The sequence below is a fragment of the Variovorax sp. NFACC27 genome (genome assembly GCF_048301545.1).
GTDB classification, from domain to species: domain Bacteria; phylum Pseudomonadota; class Gammaproteobacteria; order Burkholderiales; family Burkholderiaceae_C; genus Variovorax; species Variovorax gossypii.
In genome coordinates, this window is sequence record NZ_CP157613.1 from 7054312 (window position 1) to 7068023 (window position 13712).

The following is a 13712-nucleotide window of genomic DNA, read 5'->3' on the forward strand; positions in this document are numbered from 1 at the left end:
CGGCACTGCCGGGCTTTTTCATTTGGAGAGCGTTCGCAGCGCCCGCTTCGCGATGTAGCGGGTTTCGGCCGTGTCCGACTCCGCCACCCACCGCGCGCAGAGCTTGTCGACCCATTCGGGCTGGCTCTTGCTCGCGTCGTTGAGCCAGTTCGCGACCGAGTTCTGCACGTAGCGGCTGGTATCCGCGCGCAGCGGCTCGATCAGCGGCAGCGCGCGCCAGGGCTCGGTCTTGAGCGCCTCGATCTGCGCGCACCACACGCCGCGCGGGCGCGTGAGTTCGCTGGCGAAGCGGCGGATGTTGGGATCGGCATCGAGCACCCAGGGCTGCAGCAGCATGATCGACTCGTCGAGCGACCCGATCACTGCGTCGCGCACGGCCATCCACGCGATCTCGCGCACGCCGAAATGCGGGTCGGCGGCAAAGCGCCGCACCGCCTCCAGTTGCGCCGCCAGCGGCAGGCCCGAGAGCGTGACCCATTGCGCCGCCCAGCATCGCGCCACGTCACTGGCGTGCGTGGCCAGCCGATGGGCGACGGCATCGCGTTCGCCGTGCAGCGCCGTCAGGTCGTAGAGGGCGCGCGCGATGTGCCCGTGCCGCTGCATCGGCTTGAAGGCGCCGAGCATCGCGATGGTGTCGGCCAGCCGCTCGCTTTCGGCGTCGAGCCCGATGTGCCCGGCCACGCTGCGCGCCAGCCGGGGCAATTCGAGCGCCAGGAATTCATTGAGATTGACGGTTTCGAGCAGCCCGTCGTTGAGGGCATCAAGCACCTCTGGCGGAATCAGCGCGATGCGGAAGGCGCCCTTGCGTCCTTTCAGGTGCCCGAGCTGGTCTGCGACGGCCATCTGGTGGCGACCCTTCTCAGGAAGCCAGCAGCGTCTTCAGGTCGGACACCATCGGCGCCACGCCCGCGCCGTAGCGCGCGTAGAGCCGCAGCCTGCCCTGCGTGTCGTAGACGTAGCTGGCGGCCGAGTGGTCCATCGAATAGCTGGTCGGCGTCTTGCCGTCGACCTTCTTGTAATAGACCTTGTAGTCCTTCGCGACCGCGACCAGCTCGTCTGCCGTGGGGATCAGCGCGACGAAGCTCGGATCGAACGCGCCCATGTAGGCCTTGAGCACCTCGGCCGTGTCCCGCGCGGGGTCGACCGTGACGAACAGCACCTGCAGTTTGTCGGCGTCCTTGCCGAGCTGCTGCTTCACTTGAGCCATCTCTGTCATGGTGGTCGGGCAGACGTCCGGGCACTGCGCGTAGCCGAAGAACAGCACGACCAGCTTGCCCTTGAAGTCGGCCATGGTGCGGACCTTGCCGTCCGCGTCCTTCAGCGAGAAGTCCTTGGCGTAGTCGGCACCGGTGATGTCGACGGCATTGAAGCTCTGCTTGGTCTCGCTGCAGGCCGAGAGGCCCAGGCCGAGGGTGGCGCCAACGCCCACCCAGCCGGCGCCGGCAGCCATCAGTCGAAGAGCGTTGCGCTTGTTCATGGAAACGAAGTCAGTGAATGTAGTGATCGACCAGAAGCGCGAGGAACAGCACGCTCAGGTGGATCAGCGAGAAGCGGAAGGTCTTGCGCGCCAGCGTGTCGGAGTAGCTGCGCCACAGCGCGAAGGCATAGCCCGTGAAGCCGACGCTCACCGCCACGGCCACCGCGAGGTACAGCCAGCCGCTCATGCCGTAGATGAAGGGCATCAGGCAGGCCGCGAACAGGATGAAGGTATAGAGCAGCACCTGCAGCCGCGTGAACTCGTTGCCGTGCGTGACGGGCAGCATCGGCAGCCCCGCCTTGCGGTAGTCCTCGACGCGGTAGAGCGCCAGCGCCCAGAAGTGCGGCGGAGTCCACAGGAAGATGATGAGGAAGAGAATCAGCGCCTCCGGCCCCACCTCGCCCGTCATCGCGGCCCAGCCCAGCACCGGCGGCATCGCGCCCGAGGCGCCGCCGATCACGATGTTCTGCGGCGTGAGCGGCTTGAGGATCACGGTGTAGATCACCGCATAGCCGACGAAGGTGGCGAAGGTCAGCCACATGGTGAGCGGGTTGACCATGAACCACAGCAGCGCCGAGCCAGCCGCGCACAGCAGCGCGGAGAAAACCAGGGTCTGCCTGTCGCTGAGCTCGCCGCGCGCCGTGGGGCGCCAGGCGGTGCGCTTCATCTTCGCGTCGATGCCCTTCTCGACGAGGCAGTTGAACGCCGCGGCCGCGCCGGCCACCAGCCAGATGCCGACGCAGGCCACCGCCGCGAGCTTCACTTCGGCCCACGAAGGCAGGCCCGGAACGGCCAGCACCATGCCGATCAGAGCGCAGAACACGATCAGCTGCACCACGCGCGGCTTGGTCAGCGCGTAGAACTGGCGCAGCACGTTGGCGTTGCCTGTTTGCTGAACGGGGATCGGGGTGCTCACGCAGCGGCCTTTCTTTGATTTCTTTGACTGTTGTTGTTCTGACCAGCCGCATTGTCACTGGCGCGCGCGATCTGCGCCGCCGGGACGCGCCGGCTCTCGCACAGCGCCCAGGTGAGCACCACGGCGAGCGCCGCGGCGCCGCCGGTGTGAAGCACGGCCGCGGCCAGCGGCCAGCCGAGCAGCACGTTGCCCAGGCCGGTGGCCAGCTGGAGCAGCGCCAGGCCCGCGAGCCATCGCGCCTGCGGGCGCAGCGCCTCGATGCGGCGCATGCGCCACGCCAGCACGCCCAGCGCGACGAACACCGCGTAGGCCATCAGCCGGTGTGCATAGTGGATCGCGGTGAGCGCGGAAAAATCGAGCGGCTGGCCTTCGCCGGTCACGCCAAGGTGGCGCCAGATCTCGAAGCCCTGCACGAAGTTCATGGGCGGCCACCAGCTGTCCTGGCAGGTCGGGAACTGCGTGCAGGCCAGCACCGCATAGTTGGTGCTGACCCAGCCGCCCAGCGCGATCTGCAGCACGAGCAGTGCGGTCGTCGCGATGAGGCCATTGCGCAGCGCGGGCGATACGGGCGTGGGCAGCCGCTGCGCAGCCGCCTGCCTGTAGTGCACGGCCTGGATGCAGAGCAGCGCCAGCAGCACCACGGCGCCGAGCAGGTGCAGCGTGACGATCGCGGGGAACAGCTTCCAGGTCACCGTGAGCATGCCGAAAGCGCCCTGCAGGCAGACCCAGAACAAGGTGAAGGCTGGCCACCACGCGCTGAGCGTGGCGTGGTGCTCACCTTCCGCTGGCGGCGCGCGGCGCTGGCGACGGCGCACGATCCAGGTCGCGCCCGCGAGCGTGAGGATCAGCACGCCAACGCCGGTGGCCAGATAGCGGTGAACCATCTCGACCCACGCCTTGCTGTGCGTGACGGGGCCGGTCGGCTGCGCGGACTGCGCCATCGCGATCTCGTGGCGCGCGCCGTGCGGGCTGGCGTTGCCGTAGCAGCCGGGCCAGTCGGGGCAACCGAGGCCCGAATCGGTGAGCCGCGTGAAGGCGCCGAACAGCGTGAGGTCGAAGGTGAGGAACAGCGTGAGCACCGTCAGCGCATGCAGCCGCCGTGCGGGGCCGCTGCCCGCATTGCGGCGCCAGACCCACACCAGCGGGCCGAGCGCGATCAGCACGCCGACCGCCATGAGCCAGGCGATTGGCGTCAGATCGTAGAGAGAGCTCGTCGTGTCCATGCTGCGTCTGCCGTGCGGTCAGCGGCCCGGTTCGTCCCACGACGCCGAGGCGCGCAGCAGGCGGTCGAGGTCGCGCTTGGCGCGGCTGGCGCCGGCGGCGTCCATGCGGGCGGGGAAGCGCATCATCCAGTTGCCCATCGGATCGACCACGTACAGGTGCTCGGCCAGCGAGTGGCCCTGCGCGGGCGCGAGCCACTTCGCCAGCTGCTCGGCGGGCACGCGCAGCACGGTCGCGCCGTGCAGGCCGTTGTTCAGGCGTTCGGGCACGGGAGCGGCGTCGCTCACGAGCCAGACGCGGTCCATGCGATCCTTTTCGCGGCCGAGGCTTTCGCGCAGCTGCCGAGCCAGGTAGAGCTGCTGCTCGCACAGCGCGTCGCATGCGGCATCGGCCACCGTCACCAGCAGCCACTGGCCCTTGAGCGTGGAGAAGTCGACCGGCGCGCCGCTGCGATCGGCGGCGACGAGCTTCGGCAGCTCGCGCTGCGGATCGATCAGCTCGCCATAGACGCTGCGGCCTTCGGGCCGGATCACGTAGTAGGTGAAGTACGAGGCGATGACCGGCGAGGCGCACATCAGCATCACCGCGATCATCTTCCAGCGCCCGATGACCGTGCGCCGGCCCTCCGCGCCGTCGAGCGCCTGGTTGGGCGACGGCATCGAGTGCACCGTCAGGCCCAGCGGCTCGTCAGAAGCGGCCATCGCGTGCGCGGCGCCTTGCGCGGCGGAGGGGCGTGATGAATTGGAACCAGACATAGAGGATGACGACGAGGGCCGACAGGCCGAACCACTGGAATGCGTAACCGTAGTGCCTCTCGAGGCCCAGCGCCGGCGCCGGCCAGTCGCGCTGCAGGCCCTCGGAAGCCGGCCCGCCCTGCTGCAGCGACACGTCGGTGCGCAATGGCAGCTTGGTCTCGGCACGGAAGGCCTCGAGGTCGAGATTCTGCCGGATGGGCGAATACCCTTCGGCGACCGGTGCCGCAGCAGCCGGGGCTGCGGGAGCGGAAGCGGCTTCAGCAGGCGCGGAGGCCGCTGGCGCTGGCGCGGGCGCCGGCGCGGCGGCGGAGCCCAGCTCCAGCAGATGGCTCGGCGGCGGCTCGATCAGGCCCGTGACCTCGACGATGCCGGCCGGCGTCTCGACCGCTCCCAGCTTCGTGCGATCGACGAAATTGCGCTGGATCCAGCCGCGCTGCACCATCACCGTCTGCTCGGTGCCTTCGAGGGCGAAGGGCGTCAGCACGTAGAAGCCCGGCACGCCGTGCATCTGGCGGTTGTCGAGGTACACGGTCTGCGGCGTGAGCCACAGGCCGCGCAGGCGCACCGAGCGGTGCATGGCGTCGGAAGCCTTGCCGAGCGCAAGGAACTCCGCCTGGGTCAGCGGCGGCTTCAGCTTCTCGGCGTCGATGCTGGCCTGCAGTGCTTCTTTCTGCGCGGCGCGAGAAAGCTGCCAGCGGCCAAGCGAAATGGTGGCCGACACGGTCAGCGCGGCGGCGATGGTCAACACCCAGAAGCGGCCTCGCCGGAGGCGCTTCTCGGGATACAGGGGTTCGGGGGTCACTGGAGGGAACGGGGCGTGCGGCCGATAATGCGGGTCATGAAATACTTCGTTGCCCTGGTGTTCGTGGGCATCTTCGCAAGCCTCGCGTTTGCCCTCTACTTCATGCTGAAGGACGGGCGCAACGGGCGTGCCAAGAGCGGCGGCATGGCGCGCGCGCTCACCGTTCGGATCGGCCTGTCGGTGTTTTTGTTCCTCTGCATGCTGCTCGCCTGGAAGTTCGGATACATCCAGCCCACCGGACTGCCGCTCGGCAAGTAGGTGGTGCTCGTTCCAGGAGAACCAAGAAAAAGGCGCCTTCCGGCGCCTTTTTTCTGGAATGCCGAGAGGTCCTTCGCTCAAAGCCAATAGACCAGCAGGTAGAGACCGAGCCAGACCACGTCCACGAAGTGCCAGTACCAGGCCGCACCCTCGAAGCCGAAGTGGCGCTCGGGCGTGAAGTGGCCCTTGCGCAGGCGCAGCGTGATGAACAGCAGCATCAGCATGCCGATGAACACGTGCAGGCCGTGGAAGCCCGTCAGCATGAAGAAGGTGGAGCCGTAGGTGCCCGAGCTGAGCTTGAGGTTCAGTTCGGTGTACAGGTGGTGGTACTCGTAGCCCTGCACGCCCAGGAAGATCAGGCCGAGCAGCACGGTGAGCCACATGAAGCGGATGGTCTGCGCGCGATGGCCGGCGCGCAGCGCGTGGTGGGCGATGGTCAGCGTCACGCCCGAGCTCAGCAGCAGCGCGGTGTTGATCGTGGGCAGCCAGAACGGGCCGACGGTCTGGAAGGGCTCGACGATGCCGGCCGGCGAAGCGGTGGCGCCGGGAGCGACGCTGGGCCACACGGCCTTGAAGTCGGGCCACAGCAGCGCGTTGTCGAGGCTACCCAGCGCGGGCAGCGCGTGGGTGCGGGCCCACCACAGGGCGGTGAAGAACGCGCCGAAGAACATCACTTCGGAGAAGATGAACCAGCTCATGCTCCAGCGGAACGAGAGGTCCACCTTGTGGCCGTACTGCCCGCTTTCGCTCTCGCCGATGGCGGCGCGGAACCATACGAACAGCGTGGCGAGCCAGATCACCATGCCGGCCAGCAGCGACCAGGCGCCCCACGCATGCCCGTTGATCCATTGCGCGGCACCCAGGATCACGAAGAACAGGCCGATCGCGGCCGAGACCGGATAGGACGAAGGTCCGGGCACGAAGTAGTAGGGCGTGGTTCCGTGGGTGGTTGAACTCATTTCTTCAGCTCCTGGCTTTCTTTCTTCTCTCGATTCAATGGATTCTGCTTGTCGTGGAACGCGTCTTTTCCGTCAGGCCGAGGCCGTGGCGACCACATGGCGCACCAGCAGCACAAGCGCGACCACGAAGACGACGACCGCAACGAACGCCACCGCGATGATGTGCAGCGGATTCAGCTTGCGCAGGTCTTCCTGGTAGGCGCTGTTCTTTCGCACGCCGAAGAACGACCAGCCCACCGCCTTCACCGTGTCCCACAGCGAAGCCTTCGGCCGGTTCGAGGGATCGGTCACGAGCGCGGCTCATCGGCGGTGCCGGAAACTGCCGCGACCGGAGCCGCGGGCGTCTTGCCGCCCACCTCGAAGAAGGTGTACGACAGCGTGATGGTCTTCACGTCCTTGGAAATCTTCGGGTCGATCACGAACGCGACCGGCCACTGCTTCTTCTCGCCCGGATCGAGCGTGTACTGGTTGAAGCAGAAGCACTCGAGCTTGTTGAAGTACGGCGCGGCCTGCTGCGGCGCGTAGCTCGGGATGGCCTGCGCCGCCATGCGGCGGTTCTGCACGTTCTGGAACTCGTACATCACCGTGTTGAGCTGGCCCGGATGCACCTGCATGGTCCGCTCCGCGGGCTTGAAGTCCCAGAGGCCGCCGCGCACGTTGGAATCGAACTCGACCGTGATGGTGCGGCTGGTGTCGACCTGCGTGTTGTCGGGCACGCGCACGTTCTTGCCGCCGCTCGCTCCGCCGGGCACCTCGAGCTCGGAGAGCGCGAGGATGTTGATGCCGGTCATCTCGCAGATCGCGCGGTACATCGGCACCAGCGCGTAGCCGAACGCGAACATGCCGCAGGCCACGACGGCCAGCTTGCCGACCATGCGGACGTTGGCGCGGCGGATGCGAGGACCGAGGCTCATGCGCGTGTGCTCCCGTTCGTTGCCTGCTCGAATGCCTGGTTCAGCGACCGCTGAACCAGACCATGCGGACGATGAAGCCGATGAAGAACACCACGGCGATGGAGGCCAGCGTGAGCCCCATGCGACGGTTGTTCCTTTTCTGCTCGGGTGTCATCGTGTGCCGTACAGATCGTTCAACCGATCACCCGGGTGGCGGTCGCGTCGAGCTTGGGCGGGTTCTCGAAGGTGTGGAACGGTGCCGGCGACGGCACTTCCCACTCGAGGCCTTCGGCGCCTTCCCACGGCTTCTGTGCAGCCTTCTCGCCCTTGCCGCGCATCGAGGGCCACACGATGAACAGGAAGAAGTAGAGCTGGGCGAAGCCGAAGAAGAACGCACCGACCGACGCGATGGCGTTGAAGTCGGCGAACTGCATCGGGTAGTCGGCATAACGTCGCGGCATGCCGGCCAGGCCCAGGAAGTGCATCGGGAAGAAGGTCACGTTGAACGAGATCAGCGACCACCAGAAGTGCACCTTGCCGCGCGTCTCGTTGTACATCACGCCGGTCCACTTGGGCGCCCAGTAGTAGAAGCCCGAGAACATGGCGAACAGCGAGCCGGCCACCAGCACGTAGTGGAAGTGGGCCACCACGTAGTAGGTGTCCTGCAGCTGCGTGTCGATGGGCGCGACGGCCAGGATCAGGCCGGTGAAGCCGCCCATCGTGAACACGAAGATGAAGCCGACCGCGAACAGCATCGGCGTCTCGAAGGTCATCGAGCCCTGCCACATGGTGGCGATCCAGTTGAAGATCTTCACGGCCGTGGGCACGGCGATCAGCATGGTCGCGTACATGAAGAACAGCTGGCCGGTCAGCGGCATGCCGGTCGTGAACATGTGGTGCGCCCACACGATGAACGACAGGATGGCGATCGACGAGGTGGCGTACACCATCGAGGCGTAGCCGAAGAGTTTCTTGCGGGCGAAGGCCGGCACCACCTGGCTGATGATGCCGAACGCCGGCAGGATCATGATGTAGACCTCGGGGTGGCCGAAGAACCAGAAGATGTGCTGGTACATCACCGGGTCGCCGCCGCCGGCGGGGTTGAAGAAGCTGGTGCCGAAGTGGCGGTCGGTCAGCGTCATCGTGATGGCGCCTGCGAGCACGGGCATCACGGCGATCAGCAGGTAGGCGGTGATGAGCCAGGTCCAGCAGAACATCGGCATCTTCATCAGCGTCATGCCGGGGGCGCGCATGTTGAGGATGGTCACGATGATGTTGATCGAGCCCATGATCGACGAGGCGCCCATGATGTGCATCGCGAAGATGCCGGCGTCCATCGAGGGGCCCATCTGCAGCGTGAGCGGCGCGTACAGCGTCCAGCCCGCGGCGGGTGCGCCGCCGGGCATGAAGAACGAGCCCACCAGCATCAGCGCCGCCGGGATCAGCAGCCAGAAGCTGAAGTTGTTCATGCGCGCGAACGCCATGTCGGAGGCGCCCACCTGCAGCGGGATCATCCAGTTCGCGAAGCCCACGAAGGCCGGCATGATGGCGCCGAACACCATGATCAGGCCGTGCATGGTGGTGAACTGGTTGAAGAGCTCGGGGTTCACCAGCTGCAGGCCCGGCTGGAACAGCTCGGCGCGGATCAGCAGCGCGAGCACGCCGCCCACCATCAGCATCGTGAAGCTGAACAGCAGGTAGAGCGTGCCGATGTCCTTGTGGTTGGTGGCGAACACCCAGCGGCGCCAGCCGGTGGGCGCATGGTGATCGTGATGCTCGTCGTGTGCGTGATCGCCGTGGGCTGCGTGACCGTGGGGGTCGAGAACTGCGCTCATTTCGTTGTTCCTTGCAATTTCTTCGTCGCGGGACGCTCGCGCATCACTTGCCGCGCAGGGCCAGCACTTCGGCCGGCTGCACCAGCTGGCCCGTCTTGTTCGACCAGCTGTTCTTGGTGTACGTGGCCACGGCCGCGAGGTCGGTATCGCTCAGTTGCTTCCAGGAGGGCATCGCGCCGTTGTTCTGACCGTTGAGCAGCACAGCCAGCTGGATCTTGTGGTCGGCGTCGGTCACCTTGGCGGAGCCGTCGAGCGGCTTGATCGGGCCGGCTCCCTTGCCATTGGCCTGGTGGCAGGCCGCGCAGTTGGCGGCATAGACCTTCTCGCCGCGCGTGAGCATGTCGGGCAGGGTCCAGACCTTGGTCGGGTCGTCGAGCTTGGCGGCGGCTTCCTTGCGCTTGGCGGACACCCAGGCCGTGTAGTCGGCGGCCGAGAGCACCTTCACGTGGATCGGCATGTAGGCGTGCTCCTTGCCGCACAGCTCCTGGCACTGGCCGTAGTAGTCGCCGACGGTCTCGGCGCGGAACCAGGTGTCGCGCACGAAGCCGGGAATGGCGTCCTGCTTCAGGCCCAGCTGCGGCACGGCGAAGGCGTGGATCACGTCGTTCGCGGTGGTGATGATGCGGATCTTCTTCTGCACCGGCACGACCAGCGGGTTGTCGACCTTGAGCAGGTAGTCGTCGGGCATCTGGCCCTTGGCACCTGCGTCGGACATGGCGCGCTGCGAGCTGTCGAGCGTGGAGATGAAGGCCAGGCCCTCGCCTTCGCCGTTCAGGTAGTCGTAGCCCCACTTCCACTGGTAGCCCGTGGTCTTGATCGTGAGGTCGGCATTGGTGGTGTCCTTCTGGGCCACCAGCACCTTGGTGGCGGGCAGCGCCATGACGATGACGATGAGGAAGGGCACGATGGTCCAGATGACCTCGACCACCACCGATTCATGGAAGTTGGCGGCCTTGTGGCCCACCGACTTGCGGTGCTTCCAGATCGAATAGAACATCACCGCGAACACGCCGACGAAGATGACCGTGCACAGGATCATCATGATCGTGTGGAGCAGATGCTGCTCCTGAGCGATCTTGGTCACGCCGACCGGAAGATTCAACTGGCGCACCGAGGGGCCGCCGGGCAGATCGTTGACTGCGTGCGCCGCGCTGCTGAAAGCCGCGCCGGCCGCCAGCAACAGATTCGCCGGCCTGTACTTATTGCGCCAAATGCTCTTCATCGTGTTCACGTTTCTTCAATTTTTCGACAACCAACCGTGCAGCACTGCGCGAGCCCCCTCAGGCGCCGCGTAACGCCATTCGAATCTCGCGGGCCAAGGCCGCACGCAACTCCGGGCGTACATAGCGCCCCACCCTGACCGATCGACCCTGCCCCGAGACCTCGATCAGCGAGCGATCGCCGGTCTGGGGTTCGATCCGCACCTGGTGCGGAAGAAATTCCGTGCGCTCGTAATGCCCGCCGTTCTCGAGCTCCACGACGAGCCGTCCCTCCTGCAGCGCGATCTTCTCGCCGTCGGTCGCATGTCGTGCGTAGACCATGAACGCAAACCCGACAGCGGCCAGTTCGAGCCAGGCAAAAGGCAGCACCATGGGCGCACCGTGCAGCCAGAACAGGGTGCCGATGCCGAGCGATACCACGCACAGCGAAGCGTAGAGCCAGCCCAGCTGGCCCGGCGTCACCGAGCAGTTGCGCTTCAGGAACCATTGAATGCTCTGGCCTGAAACGGTGGCAAATCGAAACACGGAATTCGACACGGGCGAGTTCAGCAAATCGGTGCGTCGACGGTCGCCAAACCCCTCGTACAAACAGGATTCGACACCCCTCGATCGCGGGACAATACCCGCGAGTTTCACGCAACGGCGGATTGTAGCGGGTAGATATCAGTGCCCGAGTGCCCTGTGGGACGCCTACGGGTCACTACTAGTAGGCAAGAAACGGCCTGTGCGACAGGCGTTTTCGCCGACTCGCCGGCAAGCGATCAGGCGCCCGGGCGACCCCGTTGCAGCATCGATCGCATCTCGCGCAGCGACACCGCGCTTTCGGCCGACAGCGACACGCGCGGCACCGGCTTGAACGCGTGGCCGTAGACGACTTCGAAGGTCAGCGCGATGCGGCCGTCGCCGCCTTCGGCCGGCGCGAGCTCGGGCAGCGCCTTCTTCAGCTCCTGCAGCCAGCCCTTGCCGCGCAATGCGGGAAAGCGCGCCGGATGCAGGTTGCGGCCCAGCGTGCGCAGCTCTGCAAGCGCGGCCTCGGGCGTGGCCCAGGTCAGCACGATGCGCTCCATGTCCATCACCGGTTCGGCAAAACCGGCATGCACCAGCATGTCGCCCCAGTCGTGCATGTCGGTGTACTCGTGGCCAGCGGCCGGCCAGCCCAGGCGGGCATGCAGCGCGCGCAGCTCGCGCACGGTGTCGGGACCGAGGCAGGAGAACATGAGGAAGCCGTCGGTCGCCACCAGCTTGTGCCAGTGCGCGATCAGTGCCTCGGGGTCGGCCGCCATGTGCAGCGACATGTTGGCCCAGAGCAGGTCGACGCCGTCCTCGGGCGGTGCCTCGAAGCGTGCCTTGCCGGCCTGCCAGCGGCGCGCGCTCCACCACGGCGCTGCCAGCGCCTGGCTGGTGGCCGCGGCGAGCGCGGGCTCGGGTTCGATCACGAAGGAGGCGGCGTCCTTGTAGCGGCGCGCGACGAGTTCATGCGCCTCGAGCCCGCTGCGCAGCGGCGCCCAGTCGGCCCAGCTGCGGGGCTGGGCCTTGATCCATTGCAGCCGGTCTTCCATGCGGCGACCGATCTCCTCGTGCAGCCAGGGAGAGGCGCCTTCTGCAGGCGCAAGCCGGCGCCAGCGGGCGGCCGCCGTGGCATCGATGGTCGGCGGTCGTCTTGAGGGGTCGGTGGCCATGGGGCCGTGAGTATATTGAGGCGATGCTCAGCCACCGGGCCATGTGGCCTTTCCCGTCTTCAAGACCTCTCGGGGCTTTCACCGCCCTGCTCGCGCGGCTGCCCAGCCAGTGTGCGGTCTGCCGCGCCTGGCCTTCGCGCCCGGTGTGCGATGCCTGCGTGGCCCGCTTCGCCCCGCCCACCGCGCGATGCAGCGGCTGCGCCCTGCCCGTCCCCGAAGGCGTGAGCCGCTGCGGCGAGTGCGTGAAACATCCTCCGCCGCTGGACGCCTGCCTCGCGGCCTGCACCTACGCATGGCCCTGGCCGGACGCCATCGCGGCGTTCAAGTTCCGTGGCGAAGCCGGCCGGGCCGGGCCTTTCGCCACGCTGCTGCGCAGCGCGCCCTGGGTGGAACCGGCGCTGGAAGCCTGCGACATCGTGCTGCCGATGCCGCTGGCGCCCGGCCGGCTGCGCGAGCGCGGCTTCAACCAGGCGCACGAGCTGGCGCGCCGGCTCGCGCCCGCGAAGACCGACGCCACCCTGCTCCTGCGCACCCGCGAGACGCCCGCCCAGAGCGGCCTGTCGCGCGCCGACCGGCTGCGCAACCTGCGCGGCGCCTTCGCGGTGGAGCCGCTGCGCGTCGACGAACTGCGCGGCCGGCGCCTCGTGCTGGTCGACGACGTGATGACCAGCGGCGCATCGATCTTCGCTGCCGCCCAGGTACTGCGGCAGGCCGGCGCCGCGCACATCACCGCCGTCGTGCTCGCCCGGACCGATCCGCCGCGCTGAGCCGGTCGCGCCGGCCCGCCGACAATCGACGCATGTTCAATATCGTTCTCGTCCACCCCGAAATCCCGCCGAACACCGGCAACGTGATCCGGCTCGCCGCCAACACCGGCTGCAAGCTGCACCTCGTCGAGCCGCTGGGTTTCTCGATGGACGACCGCCTGCTGCGCCGCGCCGGCCTCGACTATCACGAGTACGCCGAAGTGAAGCGCCATGCCGACTGGCAGGCCCTGCTCGCATCAGAGCAGCCCGCCGCCGACCGCATGTTCGCCCTCACCACGCGCGGCTCGCGCCCCGTGCACGACGTGCGCTTCCAGCCCGGCGACTGGCTGGTGTTCGGTTCGGAAACCAGCGGCCTGCCGCCCGCCCTGCGCGATGGCTTCGCCGAACCGCAGCGCCTGCGGCTGCCGATGCGCGAAGGCCAGCGCAGCCTGAATCTCTCGAACGCGGTGGCCGTCACGGTGTTCGAGGCCTGGCGGCAGAACGGCTTCGGCTGAAGCAACAGCCCCTTCGGGCAACAGGGGCGCATCCGATCGGCCGGACGCGCCGTATGGAAGACATGCCGGCTGTCAGATGGAAGCAGGCCGGCATCGATCCATTCACCACCTTGCTCGAAGGAGTCTCGCCATGAACGCCAAGCCGATCACCCTCGCCGTCTTCGCCACGCTCGCCTTCGCCGGCGGCGCCCAAGCCTTCCAGGGAGAACAGAACCCGCTGCCGCCCGCCCCCTTCCAGTCGACGCTGTCGCGCGCGCAGGTGCAGGCCGATGCGCGCCAGCCGCTGCAGATAAGCAATGGCGGCACCGGCGTGCAGCAGGCCAGGAGCGGAAACATCGACCGCGACGCGGTGCGCGCCAGCGCGCGGAGCATCACCCGCCAGGGCGCGGCCACCTACGGCGAAGTGACCGACCGCAGGATGTAAGAAGAAAGAAAG

18 protein-coding genes are annotated in these 13712 nt (G+C 67.3%); 4 read left to right on the plus strand and 14 right to left on the minus strand.

Going from position 1 to position 13712, the window contains the following annotated elements:
* Positions 1 to 18: 18 nt before the first annotated feature.
* From ABL840_RS33055 to ABL840_RS33080, 6 genes are read right to left on the minus strand one after another with little or no spacing between them, the layout of a single operon-like run.
* The gene (locus ABL840_RS33055; protein WP_093304236.1) at positions 19 to 843 is read right to left on the minus strand and encodes a DNA alkylation repair protein; all 825 of its coding nucleotides are present in this window, start codon (positions 841 to 843) and stop codon (positions 19 to 21) included.
* Positions 844 to 859: 16 nt separating this feature from the next.
* The gene (locus ABL840_RS33060) at positions 860 to 1477 is read right to left on the minus strand and encodes an SCO family protein (protein ID WP_093304238.1); all 618 of its coding nucleotides are present in this window, start codon (positions 1475 to 1477) and stop codon (positions 860 to 862) included.
* 10 nt (positions 1478 to 1487) lie between these two features.
* Positions 1488 to 2393, minus strand: coding sequence for a heme o synthase (gene cyoE, locus ABL840_RS33065; RefSeq protein ID WP_093206678.1), 906 nt, complete (start codon positions 2391 to 2393; stop codon positions 1488 to 1490).
* Complete coding sequence (locus ABL840_RS33070) at positions 2390 to 3616, minus strand: COX15/CtaA family protein (RefSeq protein WP_093304240.1); 1227 nt, start codon at positions 3614 to 3616, stop codon at positions 2390 to 2392. The genes cyoE and ABL840_RS33070 overlap by 4 nt, the downstream gene beginning before the upstream one ends.
* A gap of 18 nt (positions 3617 to 3634) precedes the next feature.
* A complete protein-coding gene (locus ABL840_RS33075) occupies positions 3635 to 4315 on the minus strand; it encodes an SCO family protein (protein WP_093304242.1) in 681 nt (226 codons plus the stop codon).
* Positions 4302 to 5171 carry an SURF1 family protein gene (locus ABL840_RS33080; RefSeq protein ID WP_093304244.1) on the minus strand — a complete coding sequence of 290 codons (870 nt, stop codon included), beginning with the start codon at positions 5169 to 5171 and terminating at the stop codon, positions 4302 to 4304. Before ABL840_RS33080 ends, ABL840_RS33075 begins: the two co-directional genes overlap by 14 nt.
* A gap of 27 nt (positions 5172 to 5198) precedes the next feature.
* Here ABL840_RS33080 and ABL840_RS33085 point away from each other — a divergent pair, with 27 nt between their 5' ends.
* Positions 5199 to 5429, plus strand: a complete 231-nt coding sequence (locus tag ABL840_RS33085; RefSeq protein ID WP_093206674.1) for a twin transmembrane helix small protein — start codon at positions 5199 to 5201, stop codon at positions 5427 to 5429.
* Between the two features lie 77 nt (positions 5430 to 5506).
* Here ABL840_RS33085 and ABL840_RS33090 read toward each other — a convergent pair whose 3' ends face one another.
* From ABL840_RS33090 to ABL840_RS33125, 8 genes are all read right to left on the minus strand, one after another.
* A complete protein-coding gene (locus tag ABL840_RS33090) occupies positions 5507 to 6388 on the minus strand; it encodes a cytochrome c oxidase subunit 3 (protein WP_093206673.1) in 882 nt (293 codons plus the stop codon).
* A gap of 72 nt (positions 6389 to 6460) precedes the next feature.
* Positions 6461 to 6679, minus strand: coding sequence for a DUF2970 domain-containing protein (locus ABL840_RS33095; RefSeq protein WP_093206672.1), 219 nt, complete (start codon positions 6677 to 6679; stop codon positions 6461 to 6463).
* Complete coding sequence (locus tag ABL840_RS33100) at positions 6676 to 7302, minus strand: cytochrome c oxidase assembly protein (RefSeq protein ID WP_093206671.1); 627 nt, start codon at positions 7300 to 7302, stop codon at positions 6676 to 6678. The genes ABL840_RS33095 and ABL840_RS33100 overlap by 4 nt, the downstream gene beginning before the upstream one ends.
* Positions 7303 to 7342: 40 nt before the next feature.
* Positions 7343 to 7456: a cytochrome oxidase small assembly protein gene (locus tag ABL840_RS33105; RefSeq protein ID WP_019656111.1), complete on the minus strand. Its 114-nt coding sequence runs from the start codon at positions 7454 to 7456 to the stop codon at positions 7343 to 7345.
* 19 nt (positions 7457 to 7475) lie between these two features.
* Positions 7476 to 9116, minus strand: a complete 1641-nt coding sequence (gene ctaD / locus ABL840_RS33110; RefSeq protein WP_093206670.1) for a cytochrome c oxidase subunit I — start codon at positions 9114 to 9116, stop codon at positions 7476 to 7478.
* 43 nt (positions 9117 to 9159) lie between these two features.
* Positions 9160 to 10338, minus strand: a complete 1179-nt coding sequence (gene coxB, locus ABL840_RS33115) for a cytochrome c oxidase subunit II (protein WP_093206669.1) — start codon at positions 10336 to 10338, stop codon at positions 9160 to 9162.
* 58 nt (positions 10339 to 10396) lie between these two features.
* Positions 10397 to 10873 carry a DUF2244 domain-containing protein gene (locus ABL840_RS33120; protein WP_093206720.1) on the minus strand — a complete coding sequence of 159 codons (477 nt, stop codon included), beginning with the start codon at positions 10871 to 10873 and terminating at the stop codon, positions 10397 to 10399.
* Between the two features lie 224 nt (positions 10874 to 11097).
* Entirely contained in the window at positions 11098 to 12015 is a 918-nt protein-coding gene (locus ABL840_RS33125) for a biotin synthase (RefSeq protein ID WP_093304245.1), read from the minus strand.
* Positions 12016 to 12056: 41 nt separating this feature from the next.
* Here ABL840_RS33125 and ABL840_RS33130 point away from each other — a divergent pair, with 41 nt between their 5' ends.
* The 3 genes from ABL840_RS33130 to ABL840_RS33140 all read left to right on the plus strand — a co-directional run bounded on the left by ABL840_RS33130 (position 12057) and on the right by ABL840_RS33140 (position 13700).
* On the plus strand, positions 12057 to 12782 hold the full coding sequence (locus tag ABL840_RS33130) for a ComF family protein (protein ID WP_093304730.1): 726 nt from the start codon (positions 12057 to 12059) through the stop codon (positions 12780 to 12782).
* A 32-nt stretch (positions 12783 to 12814) separates the two neighbouring features.
* Positions 12815 to 13276 (plus strand): tRNA (uridine(34)/cytosine(34)/5-carboxymethylaminomethyluridine(34)-2'-O)-methyltransferase TrmL, encoded by a 462-nt coding sequence (gene trmL, locus ABL840_RS33135; protein ID WP_093206667.1) that lies wholly within the window; start codon positions 12815 to 12817, stop codon positions 13274 to 13276.
* Between the two features lie 130 nt (positions 13277 to 13406).
* A complete protein-coding gene (locus ABL840_RS33140; RefSeq protein ID WP_093206666.1) occupies positions 13407 to 13700 on the plus strand; it encodes a DUF4148 domain-containing protein in 294 nt (97 codons plus the stop codon).
* Positions 13701 to 13712: the final 12 nt, after the last annotated feature.

Coding starts and splice junctions, on each gene's coding strand:
- trmL (WP_093206667.1), top strand. CDS start 12,815: ATGTTCAATATCGTTCTCGTCCACCCCGAAATCCCGCCGAACACCGGC.
- coxB (WP_093206669.1), bottom strand. CDS start 10,338: ATGAAGAGCATTTGGCGCAATAAGTACAGGCCGGCGAATCTGTTGCTG.
- ABL840_RS33105 (WP_019656111.1), bottom strand. CDS start 7,456: ATGACACCCGAGCAGAAAAGGAACAACCGTCGCATGGGGCTCACGCTG.
- ABL840_RS33100 (WP_093206671.1), bottom strand. CDS start 7,302: ATGAGCCTCGGTCCTCGCATCCGCCGCGCCAACGTCCGCATGGTCGGC.
- ABL840_RS33075 (WP_093304242.1), bottom strand. CDS start 4,315: ATGGCCGCTTCTGACGAGCCGCTGGGCCTGACGGTGCACTCGATGCCG.
- ABL840_RS33070 (WP_093304240.1), bottom strand. CDS start 3,616: ATGGACACGACGAGCTCTCTCTACGATCTGACGCCAATCGCCTGGCTC.
- ABL840_RS33125 (WP_093304245.1), bottom strand. CDS start 12,015: ATGGCCACCGACCCCTCAAGACGACCGCCGACCATCGATGCCACGGCG.
- ctaD (WP_093206670.1), bottom strand. CDS start 9,116: ATGAGCGCAGTTCTCGACCCCCACGGTCACGCAGCCCACGGCGATCAC.
- ABL840_RS33130 (WP_093304730.1), top strand. CDS start 12,057: ATGTGGCCTTTCCCGTCTTCAAGACCTCTCGGGGCTTTCACCGCCCTG.
- ABL840_RS33060 (WP_093304238.1), bottom strand. CDS start 1,477: ATGAACAAGCGCAACGCTCTTCGACTGATGGCTGCCGGCGCCGGCTGG.
- ABL840_RS33085 (WP_093206674.1), top strand. CDS start 5,199: ATGCGGGTCATGAAATACTTCGTTGCCCTGGTGTTCGTGGGCATCTTC.
- ABL840_RS33140 (WP_093206666.1), top strand. CDS start 13,407: ATGAACGCCAAGCCGATCACCCTCGCCGTCTTCGCCACGCTCGCCTTC.
- ABL840_RS33055 (WP_093304236.1), bottom strand. CDS start 843: ATGGCCGTCGCAGACCAGCTCGGGCACCTGAAAGGACGCAAGGGCGCC.
- ABL840_RS33090 (WP_093206673.1), bottom strand. CDS start 6,388: ATGAGTTCAACCACCCACGGAACCACGCCCTACTACTTCGTGCCCGGA.